The following is an 18,102-nucleotide window of genomic DNA, read 5'->3' on the forward strand; positions in this document are numbered from 1 at the left end:
GCCCGGGAGGGCCCGGGAGGGGAGGGCCCGGCCGGGGAGGGCTCAGCCGAGGAAACCCACGGCCCACAGCCCGCTCAGCCCGCCGGCCAGCATGAAGCCGGGCATCAGGACCTGCACCTCGACCCAGCTGCCCGCCTTGAACCGCATGGGCTTGGGCGTGCCCAGCGGATACCAGCGCTTGCTCCCCACGGGTATCGGCCACAGGACCGGGCAACCGGAGACGGTGATGGCGTCGCCGAGGTCGTGGACCAGGGCGCCCAGCACGATCGGCAGCCCCAGCCACAGGTACTCCTGGCCGGGTGCGGTGAACAGCCAGTCCGCCCCGTTCCCGGGCTTGTTCAGGATGTCCGCCAGGATCCAGGCGCTGGTCGCCCCCAGCAGCCACACCAGAACGTCGCTGGAGACCCGCGCCGCCCGCCACAGCAGGCCCTCGACGGCCAGCACCATGTGGACGAAGAGGATGCCCAGCACCGCCCAGCGCCCGCCGAGCACCGCGAAGGCCGAGAAACCGGCGCCCATCGCCACCGCCCACAGCCAGGTGTGGGTGAGGGTGCGGTGGCCTCCCGCACGGCGCGGGTCGCCGGACTTGCGGGTGGCCTTGTAGACCGCGCACGAGAGTTTCTCGATCACCATGCACAGCCATCTGGAGAGCGGGCCGAAGGCACGGGAGATCGTCGCCGACTTGTGGTCCAGGTCGGGTGCGAGAGCCGCGCCCGCGCAGATCAGGGCGCCGACCACCAGGACCGGCCACGGCATCGGCCGGTCCAGGGCGTCCGCCACCGCTCCCACCCCCAGCCACGCCGCCGCCCCCGACAGTGAATGCGCCGGTCCCATCATGTGCGTCCCCACCCCATCGCGCTCGCTCCTGCGTTGTGCCGGTGGCACAGCGTAGTGCCGATGATCTTCGTGCGGTCGGCCGGTTCCCACCGCGGGCGCCGCGGCAGGCAGTATGGAGGGCGTGACCCTTATCGATCAGATGCCGAGCACCGCAGATCCCGACACTCTCTACGAAGCCTTCTCCGGCTGGGCCGAGGGACGGGGCATCACGCTCTATCCCGCCCAGGAGGAGGCGCTGATCGAAGTGGTCTCCGGGGCGAACGTCATCCTGTCCACGCCGACCGGGTCCGGCAAGAGCCTGGTCGCGGCCGGGGCGCACTTCGCCGCGCTCGCCCAGGACAAGGTCACCTTCTACACCGCCCCCATCAAGGCCCTGGTGTCGGAGAAGTTCTTCGACCTGTGCAAGATCTTCGGCACCGAGAACGTCGGCATGCTCACCGGCGACGCCTCGGTCAACGCCGACGCGCCCGTCATCTGCTGCACCGCCGAGGTACTCGCCTCCATCGCGCTGCGCGACGGCGCGGACGCCGACATCGGCCAGGTCGTGATGGACGAGTTCCACTTCTACGCCGAGCCGGACCGCGGCTGGGCCTGGCAGATCCCGCTGCTGGAGCTCCCCCAGGCGCAGTTCGTCCTGATGTCGGCGACGCTCGGTGACGTGAGCAGGTTCGAGGAAGACCTGACGCGGCGCACCGGGCGGCCGACCGCCGTGGTGCGCTCCGCCACCCGGCCGGTGCCGCTGAGCTACGAGTACCGCACGACCGGCCTGACCGAGACGCTGACCGAGCTGCTCGAAACCCATCAGGCGCCGGTCTACATCGTGCACTTCACCCAGGCCCAGGCGGTGGAGCGCGCCCAGGCGCTGATGAGCATCAACATGTGCTCGCGCGCCGAGAAGGACGAGATCGCCAAGCTGATCGGCAACTTCCGTTTCACCACCAAGTTCGGGCGGAACCTCTCGCGCTACGTCCGGCACGGCATCGGGGTGCACCACGCCGGAATGCTGCCGAAGTACCGGCGGCTGGTGGAGAGGCTGGCCCAGGCGGGCCTGCTGAAGGTGATCTGCGGTACCGACACCCTCGGGGTGGGCGTCAACGTGCCCATCCGCACGGTGCTGTTCACCGCGCTGACCAAGTACGACGGCAACCGGGTGCGGGTGCTGCGGGCGCGGGAGTTCCACCAGATCGCGGGCCGCGCCGGCCGGGCCGGTTTCGACACCGCGGGCCTGGTCGTGGCCCAGGCCCCCGAGCACGTCATCGAGAACGAGAAGGCCCTCGCCAAGGCGGGCGACGACCCGAAGAAACGCCGCAAGGTGGTGCGGAAGAAGGCCCCGGAGGGCTTCGTCAACTGGAGCGAGCAGACCTTCGAGAAACTGATCGCCTCCGAGCCGGAGCCGCTCACCTCCCGCTTCAGGGTGACCCACGCGATGCTGCTGTCCGTCATCGCCCGGCCCGGTGACGCCTTCGCCGCGATGCGCAAGCTGCTGGAGGACAATCACGAGGACCGGCGCAGCCAGCTGCGCCACATCAGGCGGGCGATCGCCATCTACCGCTCCCTGCTGGACGGCGGGGTCGTCGAACAGCTGGACGCACCCGACGCCGAGGGGCGCCGCATCCGGCTGACCGTGGATCTCCAGCAGGACTTCGCGCTCAACCAGCCGCTGTCGACCTTCGCGCTCGCCGCGTTCGAACTGCTGGACCCCGAGTCCCCCTCGTACGCGCTGGACATGGTCTCCGTGGTGGAGTCCACACTGGACGACCCGCGGCAGATCCTGGCCGCCCAGCAGAACAAGGCCAGGGGCGAGGCCGTCGCGCAGATGAAGGCCGACGGCGTCGAGTACGAGGAACGCATGGAGCGGCTGGCGGACATCGGCTACCCCAAGCCGCTGGAGGAGCTGCTCTCCCATGCCTACGGCGTCTACCGCAAGAGCCACCCGTGGGTCGGCGACCATCCCCTGTCCCCCAAATCCGTGATCCGTGACATGTACGAACGGGCCATGACCTTCGGTGAGTTCGTCTCCCACTACGAGCTGGCCCGCACCGAGGGCATCGTGCTGCGCTACCTGGCCAGTGCCTACAAGGCGCTGGAGCACACCGTGCCCGACGACCGGAAGTCCGAGGATTTCCAGGACATCGTCGAGTGGCTGGGCGAGATGGTGCGCCAGGTCGACTCCAGCCTGCTGGACGAGTGGGAGCAGCTGGCCAACCCCGAGGACGAGACGGCCGAGGAGGCCCAGGACCGCGCCGACCAGGTCAAGCCCGTCACCGCCAACGCCCGCGCCTTCCGCGTGCTGGTGCGCAACGCGATGTTCCGGCGGGTGGAGCTGGCCGCCCTGGACAAGGTCGAGGAGCTGGGCGAGCTGGACGCCGAGGCCGGCTGGGACGCCGACGCCTGGGCCGAGGCCATGGACGCCTACTGGGACGAGTACGACGATCTGGGCACCGGCCCGGACGCCCGCGGCCCGAAACTGCTGCGGATCGAGGAGCGCCCCGAGGACGGCCTGTGGCGGGTGCGGCAGACGTTCGCCGACCCCGGCGGCGACCACGACTGGGGGATCACCGCCGAGGTCGACCTCACGGCCTCCGACGAGGAGGGCCGGGCGGTGATCAAGGTCATCGACGTCGGTCAGCTCTGACGGCTGCCGCGGGCTCGCGCCCCGGCCGGCACAGGGGACGGGCCGACCGCGCCGTGCTCAGCGCCAGCGTCAGGCCCATCCGGTGCCAGAGGACCTCCTCCTCGCCGGCGGCGGTGAGCAGCCTGCGCACGGCCCTCCTGGCCGCGAGGGACTCCGGCCGGGCGGTGGTCAGCTCCGGTCGCAGTTCCTCCAGCCGGGCCCGCTCGCCCGGATCCGGTACGGCCTCCCGCAGTACTTCCGGCGTGAGCACCGCGGCGTGGGCGGCGGCGGCCGCCCACGGATCGTCCGTCCGGCGGACCGCCTGGGCGATCCGCCGGTTGCGCCAGTGGCGCGGACGCCAGTCCTCGCCCTCGGCCAGGATGCGCAGCAGCCCTTCGGGCAGCGGGCCGCCGAGCAGCGCCGGCCGGTGCTCGGCGACGTCCCGCAGTTCGCTGGCGAGGTAGAACCAGACCACCGCCCGGTAGCGGTTGAGGGAGAAGCGCACCGGGCCGAAGCAGCCGGCCCGGGCCAGCCGCGTGAAGCGCACCGGAGTGACACCCAGCAGCCCGGCGCCCTCCCGCGCACCGACCAGACGCAGCCGCTCACGCAAAGTGGCCGGAAATCCCTCCTCCGCGCGCACCCGCGCCAGCTCGGCCACCGGCACCCGGCGGCGCCGGCTCTCCCGCCTCGACGCCACCGTCGCCAGCGCACCCAGCTCCACGGCCAGTTCCAGCTCCCTCGGCCTGATCCCCAGCATCCGGTGCGCCTCGCCCATCGGCACGGCCTCCACCGCGTCCGTCTTCCGTGTACCGGACTTCTCCGCCCGTGCCAGTCCGACCGGCATGGTGATCCCCCTGCGCATCTCGACGACTACCGTGTGCGACGAAGGTAGTCCGTTGCCGATCCGCTCCGGGGAGCCTGTGGAAAACCTGGAGAAAGCCCTGGTGGGGCTGTGTCCGGCGACACGGGCCTGCGGCGGCCCGGCGGGGCGGCGGGCCTTGGGCCGCCGCTCAGTGGCCGTTGCGCATGGCCACTCCCAGGTGCTCGCCGACCCGGTTCACCAGCAGGGTCGTCTCGTAGGCGATCTGACCCATGTCGGCGTCCGCCTCGGCGAGCACGCACAGACAGCTGCCGTCTCCGGCGGCCGTCACGAAGAGCATCCCCTCGTCGAACTCGATCATCGTCTGCCGCGCCCGGCCCACGTGGAAGCGGTCCCCCGTGCCTCTGGCCAGGCTGTGCAGCCCGGACGCGACGGCGGCCAGGTGTTCGGCCTCGCTCCGCTCCAGGCTCTGGGCGGCTCCGGTGACCAGCCCGTCGTTCGAGAGCACCAGCGCATGCCGTACCGAAGGCATCCGCTGCGTCAGATCGTCCAGGAGCCAGTCCAGCTCGCTGCTCAGGGCCATCCCCGATTCCCCCTTCTCATGGTCATGCGGTGCCAGCCTTACCCACGACGGGCCCCGGAGCAACCATCGATCTCGGCCGCCCGCCGACCGGTCGGAACAGGAAGGAAACCGGAAGCAGGGGTACCGGGACCGGTCACCGGGAAAGGCACCGACAGTGGACGATGACGACCGTTCGACGGAGTACGACGGGACACGCGTGCTGGAGTTCTTCACCGAGCGGGCCGCCGGCTGGGACGCCCGCTTCCCCGACGACGGCCCCGCCTACGACGCCGCCGTGGCCGAGCTGGGTCTGTTCCCCGGCGACACGGTGCTGGACGCCGGGTGCGGCACCGGGCGCGCGCTGCCCGCGCTGCGCGCGGCGGTGGGCAGACAGGGCACGGTGGTGGGCGTCGATCTCACCCCGGCGATGCTTGAGGTCGCCGTCCTGGCCGGACGGCACCGCGGCGCACTGCTGACCGTCGCCGACGCCGCCCGGCTGCCGCTGCGCGACGGAGTGCTCGACGCGGTGTTCGCGGCCGGCCTGGTGTCGCACCTGCCCGACCCGGCCGCCGGCCTGCGGGAGCTGGCCCGGGTGGTCCGGCCCGGCGGCCGTCTCGCGCTGTTCCATCCGGTCGGGCGCGCCGCTCTCGCCGCCCGGCACGGGCGCCCGCTCGGGCCGGACGACCCGCGGGCCGAGCCGAACCTCCGCCCGCTGCTGGCCGCCGCGGGCTGGCGCCTGGTCTCCTGCGCCGACGAGGAGCACCGCTACTTCGCACTGGCCGTACGCGACTGAAGCGCCGTGCGCGGTCCCTCCGTGGGGTGCGGGCGGCGGAGGGCGCCCCTGGTGTGTCCCCGGTCTCTCGACGCCGCCCCCCTGACGTGGCTAGGGTGCGCGGACGATGTCCGGAGAGTCCGGAGAGGAGGCCGACGTGGCAGAGGCACAGGACGCGTGCGGCGGGGGCGACGACGCGCTGTACGTGCTGACCGCGGCGCTGCTCACCCCCGCGCAGTTCCCGAGCGTCCTCGGCGACGACTATCCCGAGGCGTGCGCCGCCCTGGGACTGGAGCCGTACGCGGAGGGCCACGGCCTCGTCCTCGGCCAGGACGGGCAGGGCGCGCGCTGGACCGTCGTCACGGAGGACGTGTCCCTGGTGGCGTGCGCGATCGCCGCCTGGGACTGCGGCATGGAGTACGACCTGTCCCCCGACGAGCGGACGATCGCCGCCGTGCTGCCCGGCTGGCCGCTGGCGCTGGCGGTGGCCGCGCCCGGTGTCCCCGCCCCCCACGACCCGGAGCCCGATCCGGAGCTGGACGGCGGCCGGGCGCCGCTGTCCCCGCCGGACACCTCGCGCTGGGGCCCGGCGCAGCGGCGGCTGGGCGCGGACGAGATCGCGCTGCAGTGGGCGAACTGGCGCGCCCGGGTCGACGCGGACGTGACGTTCGTCGATCCGGGCGAGAACCCCAACAGCAGGGTCCGGCGGGTTCTGGAGGAGGCCCGCGGCTATGTGCACTCCCCGCCGCCGCCCGGCCGGATCCGTTCCGCCTTCGCCACCGAGGAGGCCCGCACTCTCCGTGCGGACGGGCCCGGCTGGAGTCTGGTGGCGCGGACCGACGACATAGCGTTCGTCCTGCTGGACGACGAGCCCGGCGAGGTGCTCCCGGTGGGCCGCGGTTCGGAGCTGCCCGGGCTGCTCAAGGCCCTGGACGATCTGGCGGTGCGGCCGGACGCGGCGGCCTGAGCTCCGGGCGGCCCGCGCGGGCCGCCGGCCGTGTCCGGGTCAGCGCCCGAGCTCCTTGCGGCTCACCCGCCGCACCCTGCGCCGCTGCGAGGGGTCCAGCGCCAGGTAGGCGATCGCCGGCACACCGACCACCACCGCCAGGGCTATCAGGAAACTGCCGGTAAGCACCCACAGCAGCAGCCCCACCGCCACACCGCCGACGGCGATCTTTCCACGGTTGGTCATCTTCCACGCCTCCTCCGGCGGCGGTGCGACCGCCGCTCACTCCGGAGAACGTACGTACGGGCCGCCTGGTTCCGCGTCTTCGCCTCCGTACAGCGGAGCGCGGGGCGGGAGAGCGGCGCCGGTGGTGGCCCGCGGTTCCCGCGGGCCACCACCGGCCACCGTCCCGGCCGGGCCCCGGTCGTGCTTCGGCCGGGTTGCGCCGGGGACGGATCAGGAGTGGATCAGGAGTGGATCAGGCGAGGCTCTCCATCACGGGGTAGTAGCCACCGGACTGGCCGGCCGCCTTGGGGTGGTACGAGTTGGTGATGTTGAGCCAGTCGACGCTGTGCAGCCACGAGTCGCCGGAGCAGATCTCGTGGCCGGTGAACCTGCCGCGGACGTCGCCGAAGGTGAAGCCGTGGTTGGCGACGCGCTTGGCGATGGTGTCGCTCAGGTGGTCGGCCGCGTCGTTGATGGCCGCGCGCGAGGTCTCGCTGAGTCCCACCCAGCAGCTGCCGTTGAGCTTGTAGAAGCGGGGGTAGTTGAGGACGACGACCCGGGCGTTGGGTGCCTTGCCGCGGATGGCGTTGTAGACCGCGTCGAGCTTCCCGGGCAGGGTGTTGGAGATGTAGGCGCGCGCCTCGTTGATCCGCGCGACGCACGCGTTGGTGCCCTGCAGGACACAGGTGGTCATGGCGTCGGCGAAGCCGGCGTCGTTGCCGCCGACGGAGATGCTCACCAGGGTGGTGCTCGACGTCAGGGGGCCGAGCTGGTTGTTGATGACGTCCCCGGTCTTGGCGCCGGAGCAGGCGGTGAAGTGGAAGGAGGCGGGTGCGTTCGCGTTCTTCCACAGCACCGGATACGCCTTGGTGCTGCGCTTGCAGGATCCGCTGGAACTGTCGTAGCTGCCGGCGCCGACTCCGGAGGAGTAGGAGTCGCCGAGCGCGACGTAGGAGGTGGCCGCGGCTTCCTGGGCGGATGCCACGCCCGCGCCGCCGAGTCCGAGTCCGACCAGGGCGGCGAGGGTGGCCGCCACGGACGCGAGACGGGACAACTTCATGAAGTCTCCTGGGTGTGGAGGGAAGAGGGGGGTGAGGTGCGCCTACTACGTAGTAGCAGTGCGGAGCACTTTCAGGAAGTGTCCATGCCAAAACTGATTCGGCATTCAGTTGAACAACAGCCCTGCGTCGCCGCAGGTAACAGCCTTTTCCCGACAAACAATCAAGTGTGCGGCCCAAGGGGCGGTGAGGGCCCGTCGGCACACCGCCCCGCACGGGGGCACTCCGCGGGGAAGCGCCCCGGGCCGTCGGTTCCGGCCGGGCGCCGGGTGGCGAGGGGAAGGTGACGCCGGGTCGGAGGGCCTGCCCGGGCACGCGTCCTCCGGCGGCCGGCTCCCTGCCACCGGCCACCGGGCGGCTCCCGTCCCCCCGGGAGCGGACCGTCAGGTCTGCACCTCCGGCTCGTATGCGTCGGGGCGCAGGCCGAACGTCCAGGCGACACCCTCGCGGGCGGTCCGTGTGGACGGCGGCACCCTCAGCCAGTACGTGCGGTACGTACCGTCCGGCTCAGGGGTGGAGTTGACCACCTCGACCGTCAGCACGGGCTCGTCGCCCTCCAGATCGATCCGCCACAGCACGCCGGTGGAGTCCCGGTGGACCGGCCGGGCGCCGGACTCGGCCAGGTAGCGGTCGTAACCGTAGTGCTCCAGCATCACGCGGCGCAGTTCGGCGTTCTCCTCCGCACGGATGCGCTCGGGGGTGAGGGCGTCCAGCCCGGCGAGGAAGTCCGCCGGGACCGGCATGCCCTTCCAGGCGTACAGGGCGAAACCGTCGGGGAAGACCAGTGCGGGGCCGTCGCCCCGGTCGAGCCGTCCGGCCTCGTCGCGGTGGAGTTCCAGGGGGCGCTCGGCGACGACCGCCACCCGCTCATAGGGCCACCACCAGCCGGCGGCGCGGGCGGCCGCCGCGAGCCCCGTCAGCGGGCCGGTCCCGTCCCCGTCCTCGTCCCCGCCCCCGAGAGCGGCCAGCCAGGGTGCGTCGTGCTGGCCGAGCACCGCGTCCAGCAGGGCCAGCCGCACCGCGGGCTCGTCCGCGGGCGTGGGCGCCGACTCCTCGACGACGCCGGTGCGTACGCGTTCCACCAGGAGTGCGGTGGTCTCCCACAGTGGTGCGCCGGTGCGTGCCCAGTGCTCCGCCCACCCCACCGGGCCCAGCCTCCCGTGCAGCCGTTCCCGTTCCGCCGCCCACGGCAGGGTGCGGACCTCCCGCCGTACGCTGCGGCCCGCTCCCCGCAGGGTTCGCACGGCGGCCACGGCCGCGCGCGGCGAGCCGGCCCACACGATGCGCTCGGGCTCGGCGAGCCCGGCCGTGCGGTACGCCAGGCGCACCCCGGCCTCCGCGGCGGACCGGTCGGCCGGACCGGTCCGCGCCGCGATCCGGCGCCACCGCTCCGCCTCCCCCGCCAGGTCCGCCGATTCACTCGTTTGAGTGTTCGTCACCGTTGTCATCGCCACTTTCCCTCCGCTCTTCCCCGCCCGGCCCACGACGCTCAGTCGGCGACGATCCGCACGGCGCCCGGGACGTACTCGCGTTGCCGGACCACCCGGTACCAGCCCCTGGGCAGCGGTATCGCGGCGTGCTCCTCGTGCACCACCCGTCCTCCGTCGGGGAGATGGAGCAGCAGCGGCCCGTACGGCCCCGCCTCCCGGACGAGCCGGCCCGGTCCCACCACGGCGTGCGCGTGCCCGGTGACCTCGCCCAGGGCCAGCACCATCCGCCCCCGGGCGTCCCGCGGCAGCCCGGGCTGCTCCGTCGCGGAATCCGGCACGGCCTCCTCGTCCACCGGCACGATCAGCACGTCTCCCTGGCGGTACACGCGACTCTCCCCTCGACGTCCGCGCCGGTCCGTCCGGCGGCGGTGGACGGAAAACTAGGACAGGGGTCTGACAGAGCGCCTCGAAGGGCCCGGCCCCGCACGGCGGACTGTCAGCGGCGGTTGATAGAACCTTCCGTACTGTCGGCACGCGTTCGGGGGAGCCCCATGACCGTCAACGAGCACCTGCGGGAGCTGCACGCCCTGCCCGCCCACACCTACATGCCGCCCGGCGCGGGCGGCCGGTCGGGCCCGCTGCCGGCGGCCGCGTCCGTGGCCTGGCGCCTGTTCTACGACTCCTACGACGACGACTTCCCGGCCGAGGACTTCGAGGACGTCTGGCGCGGCTTCCTGGCGGCCGTGGACACCACGGCCGTCCGCGCCCTGATCATCGGCCAGTGGGGCGAGTGCTACGACAGGGACTCCGGATTCGTCGTCGAGCTGCTCACCTCGAACGCGGACCGGTTCCCCGCCCTGGAGGCCGTGTTCATCGGCGATCTGGTGGCGGAGGAGGCGGAGATCTCCTGGATCGAGCAGACCGACGTCACCCCGGTCCTGGAGGCCTACCCCCGGTTGCGCGAGTTCGGGGTGCGCGGCGGTTCCGGCCTGACGTTCCGCCCCCTGCGCCACGAGCATCTGCGCACCCTGGTGTTCGAGGCGGGCGGACTGCCCGGCGGCGTCGTGCGCGCGGTCGCCGAGAGCGACCTGCCCGCGCTGCGCCGGCTCGATCTGTGGCTCGGCGTCAGCGAGTACGGGGGCGACGCCACCATGGAGGACCTGGCTCCGGTACTCACCGGGGAACGCCTGCCCGCACTGCGCAGCCTGGGGCTGAAGAACAGCGAACTGCAGGACGAGATCGCCGCTGCCGTGGCCGGCGCGCCCGTGGTGGCACGGCTGCACACACTGGATCTGTCCATGGGCACCCTCACCGACAGCGGCGCCGAGGCGCTGCTGAGCGGGCAGCCGCTCACCCACCTAGCACGGCTCGACCTCGCCCACCACTTCCTGAGCGACGCCGTGATGGAGCGGCTGCGCGAGGAACTGGAGGGCGCCGGAGTCGACGTGGACCTCTCCGACCAGGAGGAGCCGGACGAGTACCGCGGCGAGGTCTGGCGTTATGTCGCCGTCTCCGAGTGACCTCCGCGGCGGGGCGCCGCGGTTCGCCGTCGTCGGCAACCCCGAGAACCGCCGGGTGGAGTCGTTCGCGGCGGCCGTCGCCGGCGCGGGGCTGCCCGCGCCCCGCGTGCTGCCGTGGGCCGAGGTGCTGACCGGCGGCGCGCGGTTCGCGGCGGGCGAGACCGTGCGGATCGACTCGCCCGGCGAGGACCCGCGGGTCGAGCGCCTGCTGCGCGGGGTGGACGATCCGGCGCGGGTGGAGGGCACGGCCCGCTGGTACGCGAACTTCACAGCGGCCGTACGCCGTGTCGCCGGGGCCGCCCGGTCCGCCGGGTGCGTGCTGCTGGACGGCCCGGACGATCTGGCGGTGCTCTTCGACAAGCGGCTGTGCCACGGGGTGCTGACCGGGGCGGGTGTCCCGGTGCCCCCCTCGCCGACCTCCGGCCCCGGCGCCGCGCCGGTGACGGGCTGGGAGGACGTGCGCGCGGCGATGAGCGACACGGGGATGCGCCGGGTCTTCGTCAAACTCGCCCACGCCTCCTCCGCCTCCGGGGTGCTGGCCGTCGAGTCGGGTGGGCGCGGCCGGTGGCGCGCGACCACGTCCGTCGAACGCGCCCCGGACGGAAGCCTGTTCAACTCCCTGCGGGTGCGGCGCTACGACGGCGAGTGCGACATCGCCGCCGTGGTCGACGCCCTGGCGCCGGACGGCCTGCACATCGAGCGCTGGCTGCCCAAGGCGTCCCAGCACGGCAGGGCGGCCGATCTGCGGGTGGTCGTGGTGGCCGGGGAGGCGACGCACGCCCTGGTGCGCACCGGCCGCTCCCACATGACCAACCTCCATCTCGGCGGCGCCCGCGGCGACCTGGCCGCGGCCCGTGCCGCGGCGGAGGCGGCCGGAGTGTCCTGGACGCGGGTGACGGAGGTGTGCGAACGGGCCGCGGCCTGCTTCCCCGCCACCCTGTGCGTCGGTGTGGACCTGCTGCCCGCCACCGGCTGGCGTCGTTTCGCCGTCGGGGAGGTGAACGCCTTCGGCGACCTGCTGCCCCGGCTGACCGGGCTGGCCGGCGGCCGGGCCGAGGGCCGGGACACCTACGCGGCCCAGGTCGACGCCGTTCTGCGCGGTGCGGTACCGGGTGAGCGGGCTGCCGCCCGGCCGGCGGCCGGCGGAGCCGGAGAGCGGCAGGAGGAGGTCTGCCGTGCAGCGGCCTGAGGACACCGGGGCCCGCGCGGGGGCCCCGGACATGAACAGGATCGTCGGCAGCCACGACCTGCTGCTGGTCACCCTGGACACCCTGCGCCACGACGTGGCCCGCGACCTGGCGGCCGAGGGCGCCATACCCAATCTGGCGCGGCACCTGCCGGACGGGCGCTGGGAGGAGAGGCACTCCCCCGGTAGCTTCACCTACGCCTCCCACCAGGCATTCTTCGCGGGCTTCCTGCCCACTCCCACCGCCCCGGGGCCGCATCCGCGGCTGTTCGCGGCCCGTTTCGAGGGAAGCGAGAGCACCGCGGGGGGCACCTGGGTCTTCGACGCGCCGGACCTGGTGACCGGACTGGCACAAGCCGGCTACCACACGGTGTGCATCGGAGGCGTGGGCTTCTTCAACAAGCGCGGCGCGCTCGGCTCGGTGCTGCCCGGCCTGTTCGCCGAGAGCCACTGGGAGCCGGAGTTCTCCGTCGCCTCCCCCACCTCCTTCGAGGCGCAGGTCGCCCGCGCCGAGGAGGTGGTGGCCGCGCTCCCGGCCGAGAAGCGGCTGTTCCTTTTCGTCAACGTCTCGGCGCTGCACCAGCCCAACTGGTTCCACCTGCCCGGCGCCACGGCCGGGGCCGGGGACTCCCTCGCCACCCACGCGGCGGCGCTGCGCTATGTGGACCGGCACATCGGGCGCCTGTTCGCCGCCGCGAGCAGCCGCCGCCCGTGCTTCACCGTCGTCTGCTCCGACCACGGCACGGCCTACGGGGAGGACGGCCACACCGGCCACCGGATCGGCCACGAGGTCGTCTGGACGGTGCCGTACGCCCATTTCACCCTCGACGCCTGCGAGCCGCGATGAGCACCACGACCGTTCCCGCCGCCGGTCCGTTCCCGGACGGCGCCCCGGACCCGCACCGGGGCCCCTACCGGAGCCCGTACCAGAGCTATGTGTACGCCTATCCGCACAAGACGGCCTACCGGCGGCTGCCGGAGCGGCCGGCGCTGAGCGGGCTGTGGGCGCGGGAGAAGACCGACGCGCTCTCCCTCTACCTGCACATCCCCTTCTGCGAGGTGCGCTGCGGCTTCTGCAACCTCTTCACCCGCATCGGCGCGCCCGACGGGCTGACCGGCGCCTACCTGGACGCGCTGGAGCGGCAGGCGGGCCCGGTGCGCGAGGCGCTGGGCGAGGACGCCCGGTTCGCCGCCGCGGCCTTCGGCGGCGGCACCCCCACCTTCCTGACCGCCGCCGAACTGGAGCGGCTGTGCGACATCGCCGAGGAGCGGATGGGAGCGGACCTGCGCGCGGTGCCCCTGTCGGTGGAGGCGTCCCCGTCGACCGCCACCGCCGACCGGCTGGCCGTCCTGGCCGGACGCGGCACCACGCGGCTGAGCATCGGTGTGCAGAGCTTCGTCGACGCCGAGGCACGGGCCGCGGTGCGCCCCCAGCGGCGCTCGGACGTCGAGGCCGCTCTGGGCCGCGTCCGGGAAGCGGGCATACCGGTGCTCAACATCGACCTGATCTACGGGATCGAGGGGCAGACCACCGCCTCCTGGCAGCGCTCCCTGGACGCCGCGCTCGCCTGGGAGCCGGAGGAGCTCTACCTCTACCCGCTCTACGTCCGTCCGCTGACCGGTCTGGGACGCGCCGCCACGGCCCCCGGCGGCTCCGACGGGCCCGACGGCTCCGACGGGCCCGGCGGGTCCGCCGTTCCCGACCCCCGGTGGGACGCGCAGCGGCTGGCCCTGTACCGCCACGGCCGCGACCACCTGCTGGCACACGGCTACGAGCAGGTGTCGATGCGGATGTTCCGCCGCACCGGGACGGCGGCCGCCGCAAGGACGGGCGGGGGCACGGCCGACCACGCCTGCCAGACCGACGGCATGGTGGGTCTGGGCTGCGGCGCGCGGTCCTACACCTCCGCCCTGCACTACTCCTTCGACTACGCCGTGGGGATGAGCCGGATACGCTCCATCGTCGACGACTACGTCTCCCGCCCGGCCGGCTCCTTCGCCCACGCGGAGGTCGGCCGGTGGATGGACACCGACGAGGCCCGCCGCAGGCACCTGCTCCAGTCCCTGCTCCAGGCCGAGGGGATGGAGACGGCGGAGTACGCGGACCGGTTCGGTGCGCCGCCCGCCGAGCACTTCCCCGCCGAGCTGGCCGACTTCGCCGAGCGCGGCTGGCTGGACGAGAGCGCGGCCCCCGGGCAGCTGCGGCTGTCGGCCGAGGGCCTGGCCCACTCCGACGCGGCCGGCCCGGCCCTGTTCTCCCCGTCCGTGCGTGCCGCGATGGCCGCGTACGACCCGAGGTAGCGGAGGCCGCCGTGGATCTGACCCTGCTCTACCGCGGGCCGCTGGCCTCGTGCGACTACGACTGCCCGTACTGCCCGTTCGCCAAGCGGCGCGACTCCCGCGAGCAGCTGCGCGCCGACCGGGAGGCGCTGGAGCGCTTCGCCGGCTGGGTGGCGGAGCAGCGCGAGGACCGGCTTTCGGTGCTGTTCACCCCGTGGGGCGAGGGCCTGGTGCGGTCGTGGTACCGGCACACCCTGGCCGAACTGAGCCGGCTGCCGCACGTGGCACGGGTGGCGATCCAGACCAACCTGAGCTGCCGCACCGGCTGGCTCGACGACGCCGACACCGGCACCCTCGCCCTGTGGTGCACCTACCATCCCGGCCAGACCCCCTACGGGCGCTTCCTGGCCAGGTGCCGCGAGCTGGCGGACAAAGGCGTGCGCCACAGCGTCGGAATCGTCGGCCTGCCCGGCCATCTGCACCATGCCCGGCGGCTCCGCGCCGATCTGCCCGAGCACGTCTACCTGTGGGTCAACGCCGCCGAGGGCCGTACCTACACGGACGAGGAGGCCGACCGGTGGACGGCGATCGACCCCCTCTTCCCGTACAGCCGCCACCCCCACCGCAGCGCCGGGCTGCCCTGCCGCACCGGTGAGTCCGTGGTCTCGGTGGACGGTGCCGGTACGGTGCGGCGCTGCCACTTCGTCCCGGCCCCGCTGGGCAACCTCTACGACGGCTCCTGGCGCGCGGCACTGCGGCCCAGGCCGTGCCCGCTGACCGCCTGCGACTGCCACATCGGGTATGTCCACCTGGAGTCGCTGCCGCTGTACGACGTCTTCGCGGGCGGTGTCCTGGAGCGGATACCCGCCTCCTGGCCGGGTGCGGGAGCCGCGCCGGCTCAGCGCTTGACGCCGACCCCGCCGTAGAGCGCCACGCGGCGCAGCTCGCCGGGCTCGGGCACCGGTCCGTCCGGCCGCCACAACGGAAGCTGCACCAGCCCGGGATCGGTGAGGTCCCAGCCGTCGAAGAACGACAGGATCTCGGCATGGCTGCGCAGGCTGACCTGGGCGGTGGCGTTCCGGTAGACGCCGGTGCCCTCCTCCACCTTCTCCTTCTCGTGGAAGTCCGAGGTGCCGTGGGTGAGGACGAGGCAGCTTCCGGGGGGCAGCACGCCGCCGAGCGCGGCCACGAGCCCCGCGGGATCCTCCTCGTCCTTGACGAAGTGCAGGACGGCGACGAGGAGCAGAGCCACCGGACGGCCGAAGTCGATCAGCTCCCGGACGGCCGGATGCCCGATGACGGCCTCGGGCCTGCGGGCGTCGGCCAGGACGAACTCGGCGTTGCCCGCGCCGGTGAGCTTGGCGCCGGCGTGGACGGAGACGATGGGGTCGTTGTCGACGTAGACCACGCGGGTGTCGGGGGCCGAGGCCCTGGCGAGCTCGTGGGTGTTGGGCGAGGTGGGGATGCCGGTGCCGATGTCGATGATCTGACGGATACCCAGCTCCTCCACCACCGTGCGCACCGCGCGGCCGAGGAAGTCCCTGTTGGCCCGGGCGCTCACCCGTACGTCCGGGGCCATCTTCATCAGGCGGTCGGCGGCCTCGCGGTCCACCTCGTAGTTGTCGCTTCCGCCGAGGTAGTAGTCGTACATGCGGGCCGGGTGCGGCCTGCTGGTGTCGATCTGCTCGGGCGCGAAGCCCTCGTGCGCCCGGTGGATCAGGTGGGGCTGGTCGGTCATGCCGTCGCCGTCCTCGTCGTCATCATCGTCCTCGTCGTCGTCATCGCCGTCGTCTCCCGCCGGTTCTCAGCACGGGCTCTGCGCGGGGTGCGCGGGGTGCGCGGGGTGCGCGGGCCGCGGCGCGGGGCCTGCTCCCTCCTGGGCGAGCAGGAAGTCGGCCTGCCCCGCCTTGACGCCCCGGATGAACCCCGCCATCGCGTGGCGGGCGTATATCAGAGCGGGCCCGTCCGGGTCGGTGGACTGGCGCAGCGCCACCCTTCCGTCCGCGAGCCGCATGGCCTCCACGCAACTCCCCCCGTTGCCGCCGCTCCACGGCTTGTGCCAGCCCTCGCTCCCCAACTGCCGGGCGGGCATGCCGTTGTAGACGCGTTTCCTCATGGGGTGGTTCACAGCTCCTTGCGCAGGCCGTCCAGGACGGCCTCGGTCCGTCGCACCGGCACCGCCTGTGCGCACATCCGGTCCAGCGCCTCCTGGAACGCCGAGACGTCGTCGCGCTGGTCGAAGTAGACGGCGCCCACCAGGCTCTCGCTGTAGGCGACGTCGGGCAGTTCCGGGATGGGGAACCGGAAGATGTGGAAGGGCCCGTACATGGCCGGGTGCGGACCGGCCTCGAAGGGCATGACCTGCAGGCGCACCGTCGGCATCGAGCACGCCTCGATCAGGCGGGAGATCTGCCCGCGCATGACCTCGGGCCCGCCGATGGGCCTGCGCAGCACGGTCTCGTCCATCACCACCCACAGCAGGGGCGGTTCGTCCCTCGTGAGCAGCCGCTGGCGTTCCAGCCGCAGCGCGGTGCCGCGCTCGATCTCCTCCTCGGCGGCGTGCGGCATGCCCGCGCGCAGCACGGCGCGGGCGTACTCCTCGGTCTGGAGGAGTCCGGGCACGTAGTGCGGCTCGTAGGCGCGGATGACGTGGGACTCGCTCTCCAGGCTGACGAAGGCGCTGAACCAGTCGGGCAGCACATCGCGGTAGCGGTGCCACCAGCCGGGCCGGTTGGCCTCGCGGGCGAGGGAGAGGAAGCTGTCGATCTCCGACTGCTCGGTGATGCCGTAGGTGCGCAGCAGCTTCTCGACGTAGGGGATCTTCAGACCGACCTCGGCCCGTTCCATCCGGCGGATGGTGGCGTGCGTGACGTCGAGCGCCTCGGCGGCCCGCTCGTAGGTCAGTCCCGCACGCCGCCGCAGGTCGCCCAGCCGCCGGCCGAGCACCACCCGCAGGACCGTGGGGGCGCCGCCCGCCCTGGTGTCAGCCACCGCACCCCTCCCGCGCTCCAACTCACTTGTCAGCAGCGGCAGTTTGTCATGCCGCCGGATCTTCCCGACAGGGTGGCATGCACGTTTGTGCAAACAACAGATTGATCCTTGCCAGATGTTGCTCACACCCTTCACACTGAGGACGTGGCTTACTTTTCCGATGTTCGCCCGCTGGAGCGCACCGGAGGGTCCGTCGACAGACCCCTGCGGGACGCGTTCCGTCTCCCGGCCACAGGCACCTCCGTGGCCGAAGCCCGCAGAAGGGTCCTCGCCCGGCTGACGGAGTGGGACTTCGGGACGGTGATCCGCGACGACGCGCAACTGGTCGTCTCCGAACTCTTCACCAACGCCGTGCGTCACACCGACAGCGAGAAGGTCGACTGCGAGCTGCGTGTCACGGGCGTACGGCTGCGGCTGGCGGTCACCGACCAGGGCTTCGGTCCCGCCCGGCACACCGGGGGCCCGGCGGGGCTCTGCCCGGAGACCGGCCGCGCGGAAGGGGAGAACGGACGCGGACTGCTGCTGGTCAGCGCCCTGGCCGAGGCCTGGGGGGTACGGCCGGGCGCCGGCGGCAGGGGCCACACGGTCTGGGCGGAACTGGGCTTCAGCCCCTCCGCCCCGTGACGCGGGAACGCCCGGCCTTGGCGGGGGAGGCCGGGCGTTCCCGTCCCGAACACGGCGCCGCACGGGAGAACGCGCTGCGGCCCGCGGCGGTCGTAGGTGGCGTGGCCGTGTGACCACCGCGTCCGACGACGAACTGATCGCCTCCGCCCACAGCTGAGCCGGTCCGCCCCCGCGCCCCCCGCGAACCGTGCCACGGGTGTACGGTAAGCGCTTGCCAGACCGCGCGCCCGTCCCGCC

General features: G+C 73.0%; 19 protein-coding genes. 9 read left to right on the forward strand and 10 right to left on the reverse strand.

Annotated features, from left to right (window positions below; genetic code table 11):
* Positions 1–42: 42 nt before the first annotated feature.
* A complete protein-coding gene (locus tag L7D48_RS12795; RefSeq protein WP_237879542.1) occupies positions 43–837 on the reverse strand; it encodes a metal-dependent hydrolase in 795 nt (264 codons plus the stop codon).
* A gap of 121 nt (positions 838–958) precedes the next feature.
* On the opposite strand from L7D48_RS12795, the gene L7D48_RS12800 reads away from it, so the two are divergent.
* Complete coding sequence (locus tag L7D48_RS12800) at positions 959–3,472, forward strand: DEAD/DEAH box helicase (RefSeq protein WP_237879543.1); 2,514 nt, start codon at positions 959–961, stop codon at positions 3,470–3,472.
* On the opposite strand, the gene L7D48_RS12805 is transcribed toward L7D48_RS12800, so the two are convergent.
* Positions 3,450–4,313 (reverse strand): DUF6397 family protein, encoded by an 864-nt coding sequence (locus L7D48_RS12805; RefSeq protein WP_237879544.1) that lies wholly within the window; start codon positions 4,311–4,313, stop codon positions 3,450–3,452. The two genes, L7D48_RS12800 and L7D48_RS12805, sit on opposite strands and share 23 nt — an antisense overlap.
* A gap of 148 nt (positions 4,314–4,461) precedes the next feature.
* Positions 4,462–4,854 (reverse strand): roadblock/LC7 domain-containing protein, encoded by a 393-nt coding sequence (locus L7D48_RS12810; RefSeq protein ID WP_237879545.1) that lies wholly within the window; start codon positions 4,852–4,854, stop codon positions 4,462–4,464.
* A 154-nt stretch (positions 4,855–5,008) separates the two neighbouring features.
* Between L7D48_RS12810 and L7D48_RS12815 the strand changes: the two genes are divergently transcribed.
* Both L7D48_RS12815 and L7D48_RS12820 read left to right on the forward strand, forming a co-directional pair.
* Positions 5,009–5,626, forward strand: a complete 618-nt coding sequence (locus tag L7D48_RS12815) for a class I SAM-dependent methyltransferase (protein ID WP_237879546.1) — start codon at positions 5,009–5,011, stop codon at positions 5,624–5,626.
* Between the two features lie 106 nt (positions 5,627–5,732).
* Entirely contained in the window at positions 5,733–6,572 is an 840-nt protein-coding gene (locus tag L7D48_RS12820) for a hypothetical protein (protein ID WP_374492099.1), read from the forward strand.
* A 39-nt stretch (positions 6,573–6,611) separates the two neighbouring features.
* Here the strand turns inward: L7D48_RS12820 and L7D48_RS12825 are convergent, their stop codons facing one another.
* The 4 genes from L7D48_RS12825 to L7D48_RS12840 form a co-directional block, all read right to left on the reverse strand.
* Positions 6,612–6,797 carry a hypothetical protein gene (locus L7D48_RS12825; protein WP_237879548.1) on the reverse strand — a complete coding sequence of 62 codons (186 nt, stop codon included), beginning with the start codon at positions 6,795–6,797 and terminating at the stop codon, positions 6,612–6,614.
* 232 nt (positions 6,798–7,029) lie between these two features.
* Positions 7,030–7,836, reverse strand: coding sequence for an SGNH/GDSL hydrolase family protein (locus tag L7D48_RS12830; protein WP_237879549.1), 807 nt, complete (start codon positions 7,834–7,836; stop codon positions 7,030–7,032).
* Between the two features lie 381 nt (positions 7,837–8,217).
* Complete coding sequence (locus L7D48_RS12835) at positions 8,218–9,282, reverse strand: DUF6745 domain-containing protein (protein WP_237879550.1); 1,065 nt, start codon at positions 9,280–9,282, stop codon at positions 8,218–8,220.
* A gap of 41 nt (positions 9,283–9,323) precedes the next feature.
* Positions 9,324–9,650, reverse strand: a complete 327-nt coding sequence (locus L7D48_RS12840) for a hypothetical protein (RefSeq protein ID WP_237879551.1) — start codon at positions 9,648–9,650, stop codon at positions 9,324–9,326.
* Between the two features lie 165 nt (positions 9,651–9,815).
* Here L7D48_RS12840 and L7D48_RS12845 point away from each other — a divergent pair, with 165 nt between their 5' ends.
* The 5 genes from L7D48_RS12845 to L7D48_RS12865 are packed head-to-tail and all read left to right on the forward strand — an operon-like array spanning position 9,816 to position 15,176.
* Entirely contained in the window at positions 9,816–10,784 is a 969-nt protein-coding gene (locus tag L7D48_RS12845) for an STM4015 family protein (RefSeq protein WP_237879552.1), read from the forward strand.
* A complete protein-coding gene (locus tag L7D48_RS12850; RefSeq protein ID WP_237879553.1) occupies positions 10,765–11,973 on the forward strand; it encodes an STM4014 family protein in 1,209 nt (402 codons plus the stop codon). Before L7D48_RS12845 ends, L7D48_RS12850 begins: the two co-directional genes overlap by 20 nt.
* A 31-nt stretch (positions 11,974–12,004) precedes the next feature.
* On the forward strand, positions 12,005–12,817 hold the full coding sequence (locus L7D48_RS12855) for an STM4013/SEN3800 family hydrolase (RefSeq protein WP_237879560.1): 813 nt from the start codon (positions 12,005–12,007) through the stop codon (positions 12,815–12,817).
* Positions 12,814–14,271, forward strand: coding sequence for an STM4012 family radical SAM protein (locus L7D48_RS12860; protein WP_237879554.1), 1,458 nt, complete (start codon positions 12,814–12,816; stop codon positions 14,269–14,271). Before L7D48_RS12855 ends, L7D48_RS12860 begins: the two co-directional genes overlap by 4 nt.
* An 11-nt stretch (positions 14,272–14,282) precedes the next feature.
* Complete coding sequence (locus tag L7D48_RS12865; RefSeq protein ID WP_237879555.1) at positions 14,283–15,176, forward strand: STM4011 family radical SAM protein; 894 nt, start codon at positions 14,283–14,285, stop codon at positions 15,174–15,176.
* Here the strand turns inward: L7D48_RS12865 and L7D48_RS12870 are convergent.
* From L7D48_RS12870 to L7D48_RS12880, 3 genes are all read right to left on the reverse strand, one after another.
* On the reverse strand, positions 15,149–15,988 hold the full coding sequence (locus L7D48_RS12870; protein ID WP_237879556.1) for an SAM-dependent methyltransferase: 840 nt from the start codon (positions 15,986–15,988) through the stop codon (positions 15,149–15,151). The genes L7D48_RS12865 and L7D48_RS12870 overlap by 28 nt on opposite strands.
* Before the next feature lie 66 nt (positions 15,989–16,054).
* The gene (locus L7D48_RS12875) at positions 16,055–16,366 is read right to left on the reverse strand and encodes a DUF397 domain-containing protein (RefSeq protein WP_237879557.1); all 312 of its coding nucleotides are present in this window, start codon (positions 16,364–16,366) and stop codon (positions 16,055–16,057) included.
* A gap of 8 nt (positions 16,367–16,374) precedes the next feature.
* Entirely contained in the window at positions 16,375–17,241 is an 867-nt protein-coding gene (locus L7D48_RS12880) for a helix-turn-helix transcriptional regulator (protein ID WP_237879558.1), read from the reverse strand.
* 204 nt (positions 17,242–17,445) lie between these two features.
* Between L7D48_RS12880 and L7D48_RS12885 the strand changes: the two genes are divergently transcribed.
* Complete coding sequence (locus tag L7D48_RS12885; protein WP_256462773.1) at positions 17,446–17,865, forward strand: ATP-binding protein; 420 nt, start codon at positions 17,446–17,448, stop codon at positions 17,863–17,865.
* Positions 17,866–18,102 lie beyond the last annotated feature (237 nt).

The sequence above is a fragment of the Streptomyces sp. ICN903 genome (assembly GCF_022015835.1).
In the GTDB taxonomy this organism is placed as follows: domain Bacteria; phylum Actinomycetota; class Actinomycetes; order Streptomycetales; family Streptomycetaceae; genus Streptomyces; species Streptomyces fenghuangensis.